The sequence below is a fragment of the Amorphoplanes friuliensis DSM 7358 genome, from assembly GCF_000494755.1.
In the GTDB taxonomy this organism is placed as follows: Bacteria; Actinomycetota; Actinomycetes; order Mycobacteriales; family Micromonosporaceae; genus Actinoplanes; species Actinoplanes friuliensis.
The window spans coordinates 2767649-2783451 of the sequence record NC_022657.1 but is presented as its reverse complement, the minus strand read 5'-3'; the positions used below and the strand labels follow the sequence as shown (position 1 = coordinate 2783451).

Sequence of the window (15803 nt, the reverse complement as noted above, 5' to 3'; positions counted from 1 at the left end):
ACTGCGTTCGAAAATGTTGCACCTGAGCCGACATCCAGGTGTTCAGGAGTATTGACCTATGTCCATCAATGTTAGTTAACTGGACCGTAACAAGCCTTCACCGCGAGCCGGAGGGCGTTGCCCGATGCTGACTTTTCCCATACCGGTCCGGCGATCGGTCATGGCCGTGGTGGCAGTGCTGCTCGCCGGCCTGGCCCTGGTCGTGGCCGACGCTCCGCAGCCCGCCCGCGCCGCCGGGACGTTCGTGAATCCCGTCAGCCCGCGGCCGGACCCGTTCGTGGTCTTCCATCGTGGCCGGTACTACACCGTCGAGAACGACACGAGCGAGACGCGGCTGCTCATCCGCAGCGCGGCGACGGTCGCCGGCCTCAGTGCGGCCACCCCGCAGCTGGTGTGGGCCGATGGGAACACCTCGCGCAACAAACAGGTGTGGGCGCCCTCGCTGCTCAACCTCAACGACCGCTGGTACCTCTACTACACCGCCAGCGACGGCGTGGACAACAACCACCGTAACTACGTCCTCGAGTCGACCGGGCTCGTCTCGCAGGGAGCAACCCCGGCCGGCCCGTACGCCTTCAAGGCGCGCATCTTCGACCCGGCCGCCGACTCGTGGGCCATCGACGGGCTGCCCTTCACACACAACGGCGCGCTCTACTACGCCTACGCGGGTGCGCTGGGCAACCAGCACAACGAGATGTTCATCGCCCGCATGGCCAACCCGTACTCGCTCAGCGGTGCGCGTACGCATCTACCCCTGGCCGGCGGCTGCCCCACCATCCGCGAGGCGCCGGCGACGCTCAACCGCAACGGACGGACCTGGCTCGTCTACTCCACCTGCGACACCGGCACCCCGGACTACCAGCTGTGGATGACCAGCATCGCCGACGGTGCCGACCCGCTGGTGGCGACCAACTGGCGCCAGCGCAGCGGTGCCGTGTACCAGCGCAACGATGCGGCCGGCGTGTTCGCCCCGGGCAGCAACAACTTCTTCCGGTCCCCGGACGGCACCGAGGACTGGATGGCCTATCACGCCAAGACGACGTCGGCGTTCACCTACGACGGCCGCACCACCCGCTTGCAGAAGATCGGCTGGAACACCGACGGCAGCCCGGACCTCGGCCGGCCGATCGCGCTGGGCACCGCGCAGGCCACCCCGTCCGGTGATCCCGGCCCGTCCGCACCGGCCGCCGGCACCCGGATCGCCGGTCCTGGCGGCAAGTGCGTCGACGTCGCCGGTGACGACACCGGCGCGAACCTGTCCCCCGTACAGCTGTGGGACTGCCTCGGCGCCGCGGCCGACCAGCTGTGGACCTGGAACGGAACGTCATTGCGCACGCTCGGCCGCTGTCTCGACGTCGCCGGGAACATCACCGCGGCGGGCACCCGGCTCCAGCTGTGGGACTGCAACGGCGCCGGTGGTCAGCAGTGGGTCCAGCAGGCGAACGGTTCCATGCTGAACCCGCAGTCCGGCCGGTGCCTCGACTCGCCGAGCGGGGCCACCGCCAACGGCACCCGGCTGCAGATCTGGGACTGCAACGGCAGTCCGGCGCAGGTGTTCCGCAAGCAGTGACCCTCATGGGTTCGACCACGCTTCAGCTCATCGCGGAGAGATGACGCCGTAATGCCGCACCGTTGCCGCTGTCGGAGATCATCGCGATGTAGCCGTCGGGACGGATCAGCACCAGGGTGTTTCCGGTTGCGCCATAGGCAGCGGCAAGACCCCCATCGGTGTCGGCGATGTCGTCCGGACCGGCCGGACGTGGGCCGACACCCAGGACCCGTACGTCGTTCGGTGTGGCGCCGATCGCCGGGGTACTTCCGAAGCTCAGCAAGGTGAAGTGCGTGCCGCGGGTCAGGTCGAACAACCGTCGTTCGCCTTGCACCGTGGTCAGAACCGCATCGGGAGCGCGGTCGCCGGCGCGCAGCGGGGCCGTTGCGGCGCGGTCGTCGCGGGCCAGGGAGGAGCCGCGGTAGCTGATGCCGAGCTGAGTCGTGTCGGCGTCGCGGCGCGTCGGAACGGTCTTCTCCCTGATCGCCTGCTCGAGGCGCGCGTTCGACAGTGCGAGCACCCCCACGGCGACCGGTCGCCGTTCGGCCTCGTAGCTGTCCAGCAGCGCCGGCGAGGCGGTGCCGCCGGCGACCGCCGCGAGCTTCCAGCCCAGGTTGTACGCGTCCTGGATGCCGGTGTTCATCCCCTGGCCGCCGGCGGGCGAGTGAATGTGCGCGGCGTCCCCGGCGAGGAACACCCGGCCTTCGCGGTACCGGTCGGCAAGACGGATGTTGGCGCGCCACAGCGACGACCACCGGGGTTCGTGCAGGCGGATGTCGCTGCGGCCGGTGCGGCGTTCCAGGATCGCCTGCATGGTGGCCACGTCGAGCTCGGGCCGCTCGCCCGGCGCCACACCGGCCTGGTACTGGAACACCGAGGTCGAAGGCATCGGGCAGAGGTTGACGAGGCCCTCCTCGTGCCGCCACACGTACCAGGCATCACAATCCAGGCCGTCGACCTCGACATCGGCGACGATCATCCGTACGTCCTCGCGGGTCTCCCCCACGAAGGCGACACCAGCGAGCTTGCGGACGACGCTGTGCCCGCCGTCGCAGCCGACCAGCCAGTGCGCGGTGATCGTCGCGGTCACGCCGCCGCTGACCACCTTCGCCGACACGCCTTCGTCCGACTGCTCGAAGCCGGCGAGCGCAGTGCCGAACTCGACGGCACCGCCGAGCTCGGCCAGCCGCAGGCGCAGCGCTTCCTTCACGCGCCACTCCGGCGTGATCAGGCTGGCCGGGTACGGGATCCCGGGGTTCTTGCCGGCCGGCTCGGCACCGCTGAGCGTCACCCGGCCGTCGGGGCCGGTCGACCGGATCGGCATCGCCATCCGGCCGTGGGCCAGGACGCGGTCGACGATGCCGAGATCGTCGAACACCTCGAGGGTGCGTGGCTGGACCCCTTTACCGCGGGAGCCCGGCTGCGGATCTTTGGCGGCCTCGATGAGGCGGAACGGGATCCCGCGGCGGGCGAGCTCGCAGGCCAGCGTGAGGCCGGTGGGACCTGCGCCCACGATCAGAACGGTGTCGGTCGTCATGACGACTCCAGACTAAGGAAGGAATCTCTATCTAACGACTCTAAGGCCGGTTGCCAAGGAAGGAAAAGCTTCCTACGGTGGGACGATGGTCACTGAAGGTGCTGGATCCGGACGTCGTCGCCGGCACGGCCAAGAGCTCGAAGCGGCCCTGGTCACCGCCGGTTGGGACGAGCTGGTCGAGGCCGGGTACGCCCGCCTGACGATGGAGTCGGTCGCCGTCCGCGCCCGCACGAGCGAGGCCGTGCTCTACCGCCGCTGGCCCAACAAGGACCAACTCGTGCTGGCCGCTCTCGAGCACCATCGCGACACCCACCCGGTGGCGGATCCGGACACCGGCACCCTGCGCGGTGATCTGCTGGCCCAGCTGACCGCGGTCGGGGAAGCCCTGGCGGGCTTCTTCGCCATTGCCGCGGCCGCCGCGTTCTCCGGGCTGCTGGCCGGCACCGGCCTCACCCCGGCGCAGGTCCGCGACCAGCTCATGGGCCACCACCAACTGCCGCCGGTGCGGCCCCTCTATCAGCGCGCCCACGACCGCGGCGAGATCTCCCTGCAGCGCACCCCGGCCGCGGTCCTCGACCTTCCCTTCGACCTGGTACGCCACGACCTGCTCATGAATCTCGAAGCACCGAGCGCCGCCCGCATCGGAGCGATAGTCGACGACCTCTTCCTGCCCCTCGTACACCTCCATCGAGGGCGCTGACTACTTGCCTATCCGGAAAGGAGCGGATAACTGGCAACCCCTAGCTCCGGACGCCGTACCGCTGCTCGATAGCCGTGACGGTGTTGCTCACCGCTTTGCCGAGGGCGCCTTTGGCGATGCTGCCGACCAGCAGGCCGGCCAGGCGTCCCGCGACGTTCTTGCCCTCCCGGACGATGGTCACGTCCAGTCGCGTGGTTCCGTCGCCCTGCGGCACGAGCTCGTAGGTGTGCCCCGAGGAGCCGCCCCACAGGTTGGAGTCGACTGTCGTCATGGTGACCCGGTGCGGGTTCAACCAGTCGTAGTGCAACCGCTCCCAACCGGCCTTGGTGCCCTCGGTGACGTCCGCCGTGGTCTCCCCGAGCCCGTGCACCTCGAGGACCTCGTCCGAGGTGTTGCCGAAGATCTTCGACCGTCCCGGCCCGAAGTCGGTGACCGCTGCGACGAACTGCTCCGGCGTGACCCGGATCGTCCGAGTCAGATGAATGGTCGGCATGGCGCACTTCTCCTTGTGGTGTGGTGGCTTTGGCTCAGGCGGTTCCGACGTACGTCGGCAGCGCCGCGCGCTGGGGGCAGACGGCCAGACGGCTGATGCTGGTCCGCGGGCCGCTACGCGCCGTTGACGGCCTCGGCGACGACGCGGCGACCGGCTGGTCGGGGCACAGCCGCAGCCGGAACCAGGAGACCCAGCCGAGACCGATGATGAAACCGAAGCTGACGATGCGGTAGAGCACCACGGCCGCGACCACCGTGGGCAGCGCCAGACCGGCCATGGCCAGACCGAGCACCAAAGCGCCGTCGACGATGCCGAGACCGCCCGGGACGATGGTGACGGATCCGGCGGCCATCGCCGCGCCGAAGGCGAGCAGGACGACCGTGGCCGAAGGCGGACGCCCGCCCACGGCGTAGAAGCACAACCACAGGGCGGCGGCGTCGAGCACCCAGTTGAGCACGGCCGACCCGGCTACGACGATCCCGTCCGCCGGACTCAGCCGGGCGGCACGCAGCTGGCTCAGGTAACCGGTGATGCGTTCGCGTCCTGCGTCCTGCGGGCGCCGGCGCAGCCGGTTCACCGCGGCCAGCGGACGGCGGATCAGCGCTTCAGCCGCCCGGGGATGCGCGGTGAGCTGCCGTACGCCGACGGCGATCAGCCCGGCGGCCGCCAGCAGACCGGCAAGGCGCGGCCAGTCGGTGGCGCCGCCGGCGGCCAGCGCTCCCCCGGTGGTGATCACCGCGAGAGCGGCGGTGGACAGGATTCCGGACAGTGCGATCACCCAGGAGGCGACCGCCGGGCCGGCACCGAGACGCCGCAGGTGCCGGAAGTTGAACTGCGTGGAGAACGCCGGTCCGCCCGGCAGCGTCTCGTTGAGCGAGTGCGCGGCATACACCAGCCGGGCGTTGTCCCGGTACGAGGTCCGGACGCCGGCCGAGCGCAGCAGCCGTCGTTGCATGTGGGCGTAGGCGCTCATCGCGGCCAGCTCCGCCAGGACCACCAGGGCCAGCCAGCCAAGGTGCGGCGTCCGTACCTGGTGCAGCGCGTCGGTCAGCGCCGGCCATCCGGCCACGAGCTCCACCACCAGCAGGATCAGTACCGCAGCCACGCCGGCTCGGCGGAGCCTGCACCGACGACTGCCCACAGCGGCTGCTTCGCCTCGCTGAAGGGTCTGCGTCATGGTGTCCCCCGTTGCGCCTCGTCCGGCCTCTGCCGTTCACAACGATGACGCCTTGATCGGGAGTTGTCAAGACCGAACGTTCTATCTACTGCAGCGCGCTGCGGGCGGCTGCCAGAATGCGGCCGGACAGGTCGGTGCCGCCGGTCGCACGGGCCAGGATGATCGCGCCGACCAGGGTGCAGAGATCCGCCAAGCCGTCCTCGTCGTCGCGGGCCAGGTGCCGCGCGTCCGCCTCGACGCCCTCGGTGAACGCCTGCCGCGCCTCATGCGGCCCGCGAGCGAGGTCACCGCCGAATCCCGCACAAGGGCAACCCTGGTCGGGATGATCCCGATGCTCCTCCGACAGGTACCGGTCCACGAAGGCCCGCCGGCTCGCTTCGTCACCCGGCACGGCGAGCGTCGGCTCCTGCTCGGCGAAGGCGGCACGGACCGCCTCGGCGATCAGCGCGTCCTTGGAGGCGAACTGTTTGTAGAAGCCCCCAGGAGTGAGGCCCGCCTCGGCCATCACGTCGGCCACACTGACGCCGGCAATGCCGCGCCCACGGAACAGGTGCGCGGCGACGTCGACCACGCGTTCCCTGTTTTTCTCGGCTTGCGCCTTCGATACACGTCCCACGCGACCGAGAATAGCCCGATAGAAGACGCATGACATCTATCACCTTGCCGGGATTAGATGCCAGCCATAATTTAATGGCATGGAACTCATCAACGCCACGGCCTTCGTCACCGGCGCCAACCGCGGTCTCGGCCGGGAAATCGCCACTCAACTACTGGGCCGCGGAGCCAAGGTGTACGCGGGCGTCCGCGACCCCGCAGCGCTCGACCTTCCGGGCGCCGTGCCGGTCCAGCTCGACGTCACCGACGCGGCCTCGGTACAACGCGCCGCCGAGGTGGCGAACGACGCCACCCTCGTGGTGAACAACGCCGGCATCTACACCCGCGAACGCTTCCTCGACGGAGACACCGACCTCATCCACCGCGAGATGGAAGTCAACTACTTCGGCCCGCTCGCGGTCATCCGCTCTTTCACCCCGGTCATCGAGGCCAACGGAGGCGGCGCGTTCCTCAACATCCTGTCGGTGGTCTCCTGGTTCCACCCGGTCGACTTCGGGCCCTATGCCGCCGCCAAGGCCGCGAGCTGGGCGCTGAGCAACGCCACCCGTGAGGAGCTGGCACCTCGTGGCATCGCGGTCAGCGCCGTCCACGTCGGATTCCTCGACACCGAGATGGTGGCCCACCTGGAAGGCATCCCGAAACTCAGCCCCGGCGACGTGGCCCGGACCGCCCTCGACGGCCTGGCGAAGGGCGAGAACGAGATCCTGGTCGACGATTTCACCCGCAGCATCAAGGCCTCCCTCTCCTGAAGGGTTCGTCACTGCTCCATGGTTGCCTCGCTCGGCGGCCGGGGCGGACCGACGCGCAGCGCGTACGCGATGGCACCGGCCAGGAAGAGCACCGCGGCCGTGACCGCCGCGGGTTTGTTGCCGGCCGGCTGCATCATCCAGAACAGTGATTGCCGCCAGACCGGACCGCCGGTGGCACCGGCGAACGCCTGGACGGCCACCCAGATGGTCGTCGGGATCGGGGCGAGGCCGGTGCCGAACAGGGCGGCGCAGAGTCCGATCAGGCCGGCCAGGCCGGCACTGTTGCGCAGGATCTGCCCCATCGCTCCGAAGTGGATGCCCACGACCTCAGCGCTGAGCAGGACACCGGCGACGACAACGCCGACCGACAGCAGATGCAGCACCCGCCGTGGCGGCCACGGCATCGCCGCGGTCTTCTCCAGATCGGCGTCGTGGCCCGCCAGGGTCCGGATCCACGGTGCCAGAACGGCCAGCACCGTGAGCGTGGCGAGATCGGGACGGACCTGCGCATCGTCGCTCCAGATCACCCACAGGGCCAGAACGACGGCGGCCGCGGCGAGTGAGGCGATCACGGCGGTGGCGGCGTACCGCGACCGCAAATACAGCGGCAGCCAACCGACGATCACGGAGTCCGCCCCTCGGTGAGGATGGCCAGCACATCGTCGCTGCGGCAGGCGTTCGCCGCGTCGCGGACGGCGGTCACCCGACGGACCTGCTCCTGCTCGGGTAACTGCCGCAGGGCCGTCACCGTCGCCCTGATCCGTTGCTCGACCTCGCCGGTGGTGAGGATGCCGCTGTTTCCCAGCGGCAGCGAGTCGGTACCCAGCAGCCACGCCCCGACCGCACCCAGCGCGACATCGTCGCCGGGCTTACAGCCGTTCGTCCAGGTACCCGCGCCGTACAGCAGGTTCGCTGTCACCCCGTCGGGCGAGCTCGCACCGCTGTAACCCCGGAAGCTGAACAGCACCGTGCCGGGCTCGATCTTCGGCGTCGTACCCCAGAACTGGGTGGAGTCACCCCGGTCGAGGGCATCGGCGCGCCACTCCACGGCGCGGGTCGGCGCGCCCGGAAGCTTGGCCAGCAGGGTGAGCGCCCGGCGCGCCGGCGGGGTCACCTCAGCGAGTTCGTCCTGGTGCGCGGCGCTCACGCAGACCTGTGGTGTGCCCTCCGCGCAGACCAGTTCCTGCGCTGCCGCGTCCACCTGGAAGCGCCCGGTCGTGCCGGTCGGGCTGACGAGGGTGGTGAGCACCACGGCGGCGAGCAGCACGGCCAGGCCCGCGGTGCGCACCAGCCGGGTGGCGCCGGCCACCATGAGCAGCCCGGCGAGAGCGAGCCCGAGGCCGAGCACGAGGTGCCCGAGAACGGCCTGGGCATTGACACTCTCCCAGTCGGCGCCGGGCGGCTGACCCGACAGCTGGAGGCTGTTCAGCCGGCTGTCGGGGCCGCCGGCGATGAAGTCGATCGCGAGCTGGGCCACCAGGGTCAGTACGGCGAGCATCGGAGGGAGCACCGGCGACGGCCAGATACGCCCGGCAGCGAGGCCGATCCACACGGCCCCGATCAGAATCGTGGTGTCCACCAGCACCGGGACAGCACCGCCGAGGCTGAGGAAACCGCCCGACGCGCCGATCCGGGCAGCGCCGAACGCGAGGAACAACAGGTACACGACCGTGACGGCGACAGCGAGCGCGGCCGCTGACGGCACGGCCTTCTGCCACGGGGGTCGTCCCGTGCTGGTCATGAGTTCGCTGACCCCGGCACGTCCTTCCCGGCGCCCGAGCATCGCCCCGCCGGCCAGTGCCAGCGGCACCAGCAGGAACAGGGTGGACGACTGGTAATCGGTGTAACCCAGCCAGTGCGACGTCAGATCCGGCTTCAGGACGAACAGGAGCAGGAACGCCAGGGCAAGCACGACGGCGAGGAAGCGGGCGTTCGAGCGGCGCAGCTCGGTGCCGATGACGGTGATCACGAAACGCTCCGGTGGTTGCGCAGGAGGACGGAGTAGCCGCGCTCGGCCGGGCTGTCGCCGGCGCCGTCGTGCTCACCGAGGCGGCTCAGGTCGGCGGGCAGCCCCTGGAAGACGAGCCGGCCGGCGTCGAGGAGCACCACATCGCTGCACGCGGCGACCACGTCCTCGACCAGGTGGGTGGAGACGAGCACGCAGGAGTCGGCGCCGAGGACCCGCAGCAGGTCGCGGAACTCGATGCGCTGCTCCGGGTCGAGGCCCACCGTCGGCTCGTCGAGCAGCAACAGGTCCGGTTCGTTGACGATGGCCTGCGCGATGCCGGCCCGGCGCAGCATGCCGCCGGACAGCGACTTGAGCCGCGAACCGGCGCGGTCGGTCAGCCCCACCCGGTCGATGGCGCGCTGGGTCGCGTCGGCGATCGACGCGGAAGGCATCTCGCGGAGCCAGGCCATGTACTCGACGTAGTCGCGGACGGTGAAGCCCGGATAGAAGCCGAAGCTCTGGGGCAGGTAGCCCAGGCGGCTGCGCAGGTCGCGCAGTGAACGGCGGTCCGTGGCGTCGAAGCCGAGCAGTCGCAGCCGGCCTTCCTTGGGCTTGATGACCGTGGCCAGCGCCCGGATGAGGGTGGTCTTGCCGGCGCCGTTGGGTCCGAGCAGGCCGTGCACGCCGGTGCCCAGGGTGAGGTCGAGCCCGTTGACGGCGTTGTGCCGTCCGGCCTTGACCCGCAGGCCGGCGGCCTCGACGCCCCAGGCTTCGGTTGTCGGCGCAAGCTCGTGCGCCCTGACCGTACGTACCATCGTGATCTCCTTGGGGTTCTCGCGCGAAGCGCGGAAGAGGGTCAGTTCCAGCTCTTGAGGCGGCGGTGGTCCTCACCGGCCCGCAGCACCACCAGTCCTGTGAGGACGACCGCAGCCACGATCCAGCCGGGCACACTGTCGGGGCTCATGAGCGCGGGCAGGCGTACGGCCACCAGGGCCGGGAAAGCGATCGCCAGCACCCAGGCGCCACCCAGGACGGCAGCGGCCCGGCTCACTCCGATGAGACCGCCCAGCAGCAGGGTGGCCGACGTGAAGGCGAGGCTCGGCAGCAGCCACAGCGCGGGCTGGGTGCCGAGGCGCCAGCCGGCCACGGCGAGCAGGGGCAGCACGAACGCGAGGACTGCGACCGTGCGCCTCAGCAGCAGATCCGCACCGGCCCGGGCCGTACCGGCGATGGTCTCCCAGGCCGGGTCGCCATGGCGCGACCAGGCCACCGCCAGCCCGGCCAGCGGGGTCACCGGGGAGAGCAGCAGGACGACCGAGGGGCCCAGCGGGAACGCCCGGTCCAGCAGGAAGGCTGCCGCGATGGCGGTCGCCGTCATGACGGCCCACGACATCATGGACCAGGTCCCCCACCGCCGGGACAGTCGCCGCAATCTGCGGCGCCGCACCGGGCGCGGGCCGGTGGTGGCTTGCGTCAGGACGCCGGTGAAGGCGTCGTCGAGCATGCTGCGTACCGGCGGGGGCGCAAGCCGGGCGAGCTCCTGGCGGCACTCGGCGCACGCTTCCAGGTGCACCTCCGCCGGCCAGGTCCGCGCGTCGTCGACGGACAGCCTTCCGCCGGCGTAGTCCGCCAGCGTCTCGGCCGGGACGTGCACGCTCATGACAGCGCCTCCCTCATCAAGGTGCGGGCACGGCGCGCCCGGCTCTTCACCGTGCCTTCCGGCACCCCCAGCAGGACCGACGTCTCCCGGACGGTGAAACCGTCGAGAACCATGGCCCGCAGCACCGCCCGCAGTTCCGGTGCGAGTTCGGCCAGGGCCACGCCGAGCTCGTCGCCGACCGTCCCGGCGAGCGCGTCGTCCTCGGCCGCCGGCACGCTGATGGTGGGCATCACCTCGGCCGGCGTCTCACGTCGCCGTCCCTGCCGGCGCAGCGCGTCCACCAGACGGCGCGAGGCGATCGTCCACAGCCAACCGGCCGTGGCGCCGCCCGGTGTGTCGCCGCTCGCCCGCGACGAGAAGTCCACGAATGACCCGGCCGCCCGCCAGACCGTGAGGTAGGTGTCCTGGAGGGTCTCGGCTACCAGCCCGTCGTCGGAGCACCGCAGGCGCAGGCGCATCGCCAGCCACGGAGAGGTGCGCCGATACAGCTGTTCGAAGGCATCCGTGTCTCCCTTGGCGATGCGGCGCATCAGCCGTCCGTCGTCGTTTTCTCTTGCCCTCACGTCGTGTAGATCGTCGGCGCGGCCGGCGACGGATCATCGCAGGCAGTGACCTGGGTCACAGACGACAGAAACGCCGCGGGCGGCACGAAGGCAGGTGCCCTCGTGCCGCCCGCGGCAGCTCTGTGCTTAAACGAACGCCTGTGCGTGGTCGGCCACCCAGGCCGCGAACGGCCGCGGCGGATTGCCGGTGAGACTCTGCACCCCGTCCGCGGGGGTGAGGACCGCAGCACCGGGGCCCATGGTCTCCAGGACCGAGGTGGTGACGAAGTCCGGCGTACCGGCGGGGAACGCGGCAGCGGCCGCCTCGGCCGGGCTGATCTCCTGAACGGTGTACGACCGGCCGAGCGTCTCGTTGACCACGCTGACCTGGTCGCGGACCGACAGACTGTCCGGACCGGTGATGGAGAACGCACCGGTCCGCGGGTCGGTGGCGGTCAGTACCGCAACGGCTGCGGCGGCGATGTCGGCCGGGTCGACCACCGGCAGCTTCACCTCGGTGTTCGGGGCACGGACAACGCCGTCGGTGGCGCCGGCCGCCCACATCAGGATGTTGTAGTCGAAACCGGCCGCCCGCAGGAAGGTCGACGGCACCCCTGCCGCGGTCAGGGCCTGCTCACCGGCCTGGTGCCGAGCAGTGATGATGTTGTTCGCACCCGAGGGCAGGTCGGTGACCGCGGTGAACGACGACAGCAGCACCACGTGCCCGACGCCGGCGGCCGCGGCGACCTCGGCGAAGACGGCACCGTTGTCGTCGGCCATGTTGAGGAAGGCACGGTCGACCCCGTCCAGGGCCCGCCGCACTGCGTCCGGATCGGTCAGGTCGCCCTGCAGGAGAGTGACGCCGGCCGGCAGGTCGGCCCGGGCGGGGTCACGGACCAGGGCGACGATCTCGTGGCCGCTGCCGGAGAGCTGACGGGCGACGAGACCACCGACAGTGCCGGTGGCGCCGGTGACGAGAATTTTCATGAGTGGTCCCTTGCTCGATCGGATCTGTGCTCACCAAGGTGCCGCGCCGGCCGCCCGGCCGGGAGAGACCTGCTGACACTGGTATCGGCGGTCCCTCCCTCCGGTCGCGGCATCGGCCGATGATGGGAACCATGGACCAGAGGGATCTCGCCGACTTCCTGCGCCGCCGCCGCGAATTGCTGCAGCCGGCCGACGTCGGCATGCCGGCCGGTGCCCGCCGGCGGACGCCCGGGCTGCGCCGGCACGAGGTCGCCCAGCTCGCCGGCATGTCGCCGGACTACTACATCCGGCTCGAACAGGCCCGCAGCCCACAGCCGTCACCGCAGATGCTCACCGCGCTGGCCCGGGCACTGCGGCTCAACCGCGACGAACGCGACCACCTGTTCCATCTCGCCGGACACCCTGCGCCACCGGCCTTCGGCGCCGACGACCATGTCAGCCCAGGCCTGCTGCGCCTGCTCGACGCGTTCACCACACTGCCGGCGCAGATCGTCTCCGACCTCGGCGCGGTCCTGGTGCAGAACCAGATGGCGGTCGCCCTGCTCGGGGAGCAGACCGCCGGCACCGGCCTTTCGCGCAGCTTCATCTATCGCTGGTTCACCGACCCCGGCATCAGGGCCCTCTACCCACCCGAGGACCACGAGCACCAGAGCCAGGTGCAGGTGGCCGACCTGCGTGCCGCCGTCGCCCTGCGCCCTCGTGACGCGCTGGCCGACAAGCTGGTCCGTGCCCTGCGAGCCGCCAGCGATGAATTCTCCGCGCTGTGGGACCGCCACGAGGTGGCCGTACGCCGCAGTGACCGCAAACGCATCGTCCATCCGGCCGTGGGCACCATCGACGTCGACTGCGAAGTGCTCACCACCGCGCGCCAGGACCAGCGCCTGCTCGTTTTCACCGCCCGCCCGGGTACCGACGCCGTCGGGCAGCTGGAACTGCTCCGCGTCATCGGAAGCCAGAACCTGGAGGCCGTCACGGGCGCTTCAGCGGCCGACTGACCGGCCGGCACGCCGGAGTCAGGCGGCCGGCGTGGGATCCACCCCGGTGGTGACCCGCAGGCCGCAGCCGCGGAGCTCGAACGGTGCGCTCCCGGCTGGGTCACGTCGGTGCGATGGTGCACGGCCGGGCGGGACCCGACCGCTGGACGATCCCGCCTACGACGACCTGTTCGCCACGGCGGCCCGCTGGCGCCGACCCATCTTCATCCACCCGCAGATCCCGTCGAACGAGCTGCACGATGCCGCCTACCGCGGCCTGGACCCGGTGATCGACCTGGCCCTGGCCACGTTCGGGTGGGGCTGGCACATGGAAGCCGGCCTGTCGGTCCTGCGGCTGATCCTGCGCGGCACGTTCGACCGCCACCCCGACCTTCAGCTGGTGCTCGGCCACTGGGGCGAGATGCTGCTGTTCTGGATGGACCGGGTGGACAGCATCTCCGGCGTGGCCAAGCACCTCGACCGCCGGGTCTCCGACTGCCTCCGGACCAACATCCACATCACCAGCAGCGGCATGCTGCAGCAACGGCTGCTGCGGCATACCCTGGACTTCACCGGCGCGAACCAGGTGCTCTTCTCGACCGACCACCCCTTCCACCAGCCGGACGCCGCGGCGGTCAAGGAGTTCTTCGACGCCATCGCCGACCCCGCGACGTGCACCGCCATCGCCTCCGGCAACGCCGAGGGCCTGTTCCAGCTGGCCTGACACGCCGCCGGGCATGATCATCTTCGTTCAGGACACCGGTCCCGTCCGGCCGCTGCCACTGATCCGCGGGACGCCCAGGGCCGGCAGCAACACGCCGTCGACCAACGCGACGGCAGTGGTGTCGTCCAGCGCTTGATGCAGGACCACCACACGATGGAACGCCACTGACGGTGCGACCGAGACGACCAGATCGACGGGAACCGACGGATCGACCTCACCGCGACCGATCCACCGCTCGACAACCGTCCGCAACGCTTCCATCGGCGGCTGCCCGATCGACGTGATCGTCGCTTCGCGCAGCTCCGGGTCCTGCTGCGCTTCGGCCAGCACATTCGCCAGAATCAGCGCCGTCCTCGCGTCCGGCGACACGTAGTGCCGGACACAGGCGAGCAGGTCCTCGCGCAGCGATCCTTCATCAGGAACCGCGACGTCGCCCTGCAGTCTTTGCGCGGCCGCGATCACCAGCGCCGTCTTGGTCGGCCACCTGCGGTAGATCGCGGCCTTGCCCGTCCGTGCCCGCCGGGCGATCTCGTCGACCTTGGCCGCCGAGAAGCCGCTTCCTACGACCACCTCGACGGTGGCGTCCAGGATCGCCTGTTCGAGCACGGGATCCCGCGGCCGTCCGACCGCGGGCGAGTGCAAAAAGTCATCGGTCACCCGGGGCATATTACGGGACTTGGGGGTACCGTAAGAGTTACGAGACCAACGGGTCCCGTAATAGGAGCGGAGATTGTCATGAGCATCAACCTCACCCTGCGGACCAGCGCCGACTCGAACGTCGTGGCCCTCATCGAACGATTGGAGCTGGGCGAGAACTCCGGGCAAGAGCCGGTCGCCATCCCCCAGCCGCCGAACCGCACTCCGGTCCGCACACGGGAACAGTCGCTCGCACTGCCGGCCGTGATGGGCACCGTGCGCGGCTGGAGCCGGAAAGAGGGATTTCTCGGTTCGGTCGTCCTCGCCAGCCGCGACCACAACCGCATCACCGTCTACAGCCAGTTCGAGCCCGACACGGGTGACGACGCGCAGCCCGCACTACGAGTGCTGGACTCGATCGACGCTCTCGGCATCCCGGCCCGCACCCTGGACCGGCGGACCTACGACCTGATGTGGCGCGACGGCAACGAGGCCTTGACGGCCGTCTCGCCGCTCCACACGCCGGTGGTGCATTTCGGCCTGTTCACCGTGCTCGACGATCAGGCCGACGCCCTGCTCGAGAAGGTCGAGGCCACCGCGCCGGCCTCGCTGGTCACCCCCGGACTGCGCACGATCAACTTTCACCGCAGCCACGACCGGCAACGAGTGATCAACTTTGGGACGTGGTCCACCTTCGAGCACTTCCACGTCCTGCACGAGCAGCCCGGCTTCACGACCGGCGAGAAATATTGGCAGGGCCTCGCCACCTTCGAGAACGACTACTTCGACGTGATCGGCGTGATCGGGAAGAACGCCACCGCCGGCGAGGAACTGCTCGGCTGAGCACACCCGGCGGACGTACCTCGACGATGTCGCCGGGTGCGCTGCCCCTTGACCCGCCTTGCCCGGCCGGCCGGTCCACCTCAGTGCACACGGATGCCGGTCAGGGTGATGTTCAGGTAGCGGCGGGTCAGGGCAGCGCGCTCGTCGGGCAGCGCGTGAACGCCGGCCGCAAAGGCGACGCCGCACATCAGGCGGACGATGTCCTCGTGGGTGACCCCGGAGCGGACTGCACCTGCCGCCCGGGCATGGTCGAGCAGCTGGCCGGTCGCTGAGAACAGGCGGGTGACCAGTTCTGTCGTCTCCGGCAGCGCGTGCTTGTCGGTGGCGAGGACAGGTGGCAGGGAGGCATCGGTGACCTGGGCCTCGACGCCGGCGAGCAGAAAACCGGCAAAACCCTCCCACGCGTCGTCGCCCGTGGCGGCTCGGTCGGCGAAGGCGACCAGGCCTTCCAGTCGGGGACGGGCGAGCGTCTCGAGCAGGGCTTCCGAGGTCGGGAAGTGGCGGTAGACGGTCGCCACACCGATCGAAGCGGCGCGGGCGACATCGTTGAGCCGCAGGTCTTCGCCCTCGTCCACGAACCGCCGGGCCGTGTCGACGATGTGCTGCCAGTTACGGGCAGCGTCCTTTCGGATCCGGGAGGTCGTCATGTGGCCAGGGTAACCGGATACG

The 15803-nt window shown here is 70.2% G+C and carries 18 protein-coding genes; 6 read left to right on the top strand and 12 right to left on the bottom strand.

Translation table 11 applies throughout. The features are described 5' to 3' along the window. The first annotated feature begins 160 nt into the window (after positions 1–160). Positions 161–1570, top strand: a complete 1410-nt coding sequence (locus AFR_RS47785; RefSeq protein WP_023360912.1) for a glycoside hydrolase family 43 protein — start codon at positions 161–163, stop codon at positions 1568–1570. Between the two features lie 22 nt (positions 1571–1592). Here AFR_RS47785 and AFR_RS12925 read toward each other — a convergent pair whose 3' ends face one another. Next, a complete protein-coding gene (locus tag AFR_RS12925; protein ID WP_023360911.1) occupies positions 1593–3086 on the bottom strand; it encodes an FAD-dependent oxidoreductase in 1494 nt (497 codons plus the stop codon). 85 nt (positions 3087–3171) lie between these two features. Between AFR_RS12925 and AFR_RS12920 the strand changes: the two genes are divergently transcribed. Further along, positions 3172–3786 carry a TetR/AcrR family transcriptional regulator gene (locus AFR_RS12920; protein ID WP_023360910.1) on the top strand — a complete coding sequence of 205 codons (615 nt, stop codon included), beginning with the start codon at positions 3172–3174 and terminating at the stop codon, positions 3784–3786. 40 nt (positions 3787–3826) lie between these two features. Here AFR_RS12920 and AFR_RS12915 read toward each other — a convergent pair whose 3' ends face one another. From AFR_RS12915 to AFR_RS12905, 3 genes are all read right to left on the bottom strand, one after another. Then, the gene (locus tag AFR_RS12915) at positions 3827–4279 is read right to left on the bottom strand and encodes an SRPBCC family protein (protein ID WP_023360909.1); all 453 of its coding nucleotides are present in this window, start codon (positions 4277–4279) and stop codon (positions 3827–3829) included. A 34-nt stretch (positions 4280–4313) separates the two neighbouring features. Continuing rightward, on the bottom strand, positions 4314–5384 hold the full coding sequence (locus AFR_RS12910) for a lysylphosphatidylglycerol synthase transmembrane domain-containing protein (RefSeq protein WP_023360908.1): 1071 nt from the start codon (positions 5382–5384) through the stop codon (positions 4314–4316). Positions 5385–5541: 157 nt separating this feature from the next. Then, on the bottom strand, positions 5542–6027 hold the full coding sequence (locus tag AFR_RS12905; protein WP_023360907.1) for a TetR/AcrR family transcriptional regulator: 486 nt from the start codon (positions 6025–6027) through the stop codon (positions 5542–5544). A 124-nt stretch (positions 6028–6151) separates the two neighbouring features. On the opposite strand from AFR_RS12905, the gene AFR_RS12900 reads away from it, so the two are divergent. Beyond that, entirely contained in the window at positions 6152–6820 is a 669-nt protein-coding gene (locus AFR_RS12900; protein WP_023360906.1) for an SDR family oxidoreductase, read from the top strand. Between the two features lie 8 nt (positions 6821–6828). Here the strand turns inward: AFR_RS12900 and AFR_RS12895 are convergent, their stop codons facing one another. From AFR_RS12895 to AFR_RS12870, 6 genes are all read right to left on the bottom strand, one after another. Further along, complete coding sequence (locus AFR_RS12895) at positions 6829–7446, bottom strand: hypothetical protein (protein WP_023360905.1); 618 nt, start codon at positions 7444–7446, stop codon at positions 6829–6831. After that, positions 7443–8789, bottom strand: a complete 1347-nt coding sequence (locus AFR_RS12890) for a hypothetical protein (RefSeq protein ID WP_023360904.1) — start codon at positions 8787–8789, stop codon at positions 7443–7445. The genes AFR_RS12895 and AFR_RS12890 overlap by 4 nt, the downstream gene beginning before the upstream one ends. After that, positions 8786–9583 (bottom strand): ATP-binding cassette domain-containing protein, encoded by a 798-nt coding sequence (locus AFR_RS12885; RefSeq protein WP_023360903.1) that lies wholly within the window; start codon positions 9581–9583, stop codon positions 8786–8788. Before AFR_RS12885 ends, AFR_RS12890 begins: the two co-directional genes overlap by 4 nt. 41 nt (positions 9584–9624) lie before the next feature. Continuing rightward, complete coding sequence (locus tag AFR_RS12880) at positions 9625–10428, bottom strand: cupin domain-containing protein (RefSeq protein WP_023360902.1); 804 nt, start codon at positions 10426–10428, stop codon at positions 9625–9627. Beyond that, complete coding sequence (locus tag AFR_RS12875) at positions 10425–10958, bottom strand: RNA polymerase sigma factor (protein ID WP_023360901.1); 534 nt, start codon at positions 10956–10958, stop codon at positions 10425–10427. The genes AFR_RS12880 and AFR_RS12875 overlap by 4 nt, the downstream gene beginning before the upstream one ends. Before the next feature lie 159 nt (positions 10959–11117). Then, positions 11118–11957, bottom strand: a complete 840-nt coding sequence (locus AFR_RS12870; RefSeq protein ID WP_023360900.1) for an SDR family oxidoreductase — start codon at positions 11955–11957, stop codon at positions 11118–11120. A 131-nt stretch (positions 11958–12088) separates the two neighbouring features. Here AFR_RS12870 and AFR_RS12865 point away from each other — a divergent pair, with 131 nt between their 5' ends. Next, entirely contained in the window at positions 12089–12952 is an 864-nt protein-coding gene (locus AFR_RS12865) for a helix-turn-helix transcriptional regulator (RefSeq protein WP_023360899.1), read from the top strand. Between the two features lie 31 nt (positions 12953–12983). After that, the gene (locus tag AFR_RS12860; protein WP_052359378.1) at positions 12984–13655 is read left to right on the top strand and encodes an amidohydrolase family protein; all 672 of its coding nucleotides are present in this window, start codon (positions 12984–12986) and stop codon (positions 13653–13655) included. A gap of 27 nt (positions 13656–13682) precedes the next feature. Here the strand turns inward: AFR_RS12860 and AFR_RS12855 are convergent, their stop codons facing one another. Further along, complete coding sequence (locus AFR_RS12855) at positions 13683–14312, bottom strand: TetR/AcrR family transcriptional regulator (RefSeq protein WP_023360897.1); 630 nt, start codon at positions 14310–14312, stop codon at positions 13683–13685. Positions 14313–14390: 78 nt separating this feature from the next. Between AFR_RS12855 and AFR_RS43570 the strand changes: the two genes are divergently transcribed. After that, a complete protein-coding gene (locus AFR_RS43570; RefSeq protein ID WP_023360896.1) occupies positions 14391–15134 on the top strand; it encodes an antibiotic biosynthesis monooxygenase in 744 nt (247 codons plus the stop codon). An 80-nt stretch (positions 15135–15214) separates the two neighbouring features. Here the strand turns inward: AFR_RS43570 and AFR_RS12845 are convergent, their stop codons facing one another. Next, positions 15215–15781 carry a TetR/AcrR family transcriptional regulator gene (locus AFR_RS12845; protein WP_023360895.1) on the bottom strand — a complete coding sequence of 189 codons (567 nt, stop codon included), beginning with the start codon at positions 15779–15781 and terminating at the stop codon, positions 15215–15217. Positions 15782–15803: the final 22 nt, after the last annotated feature.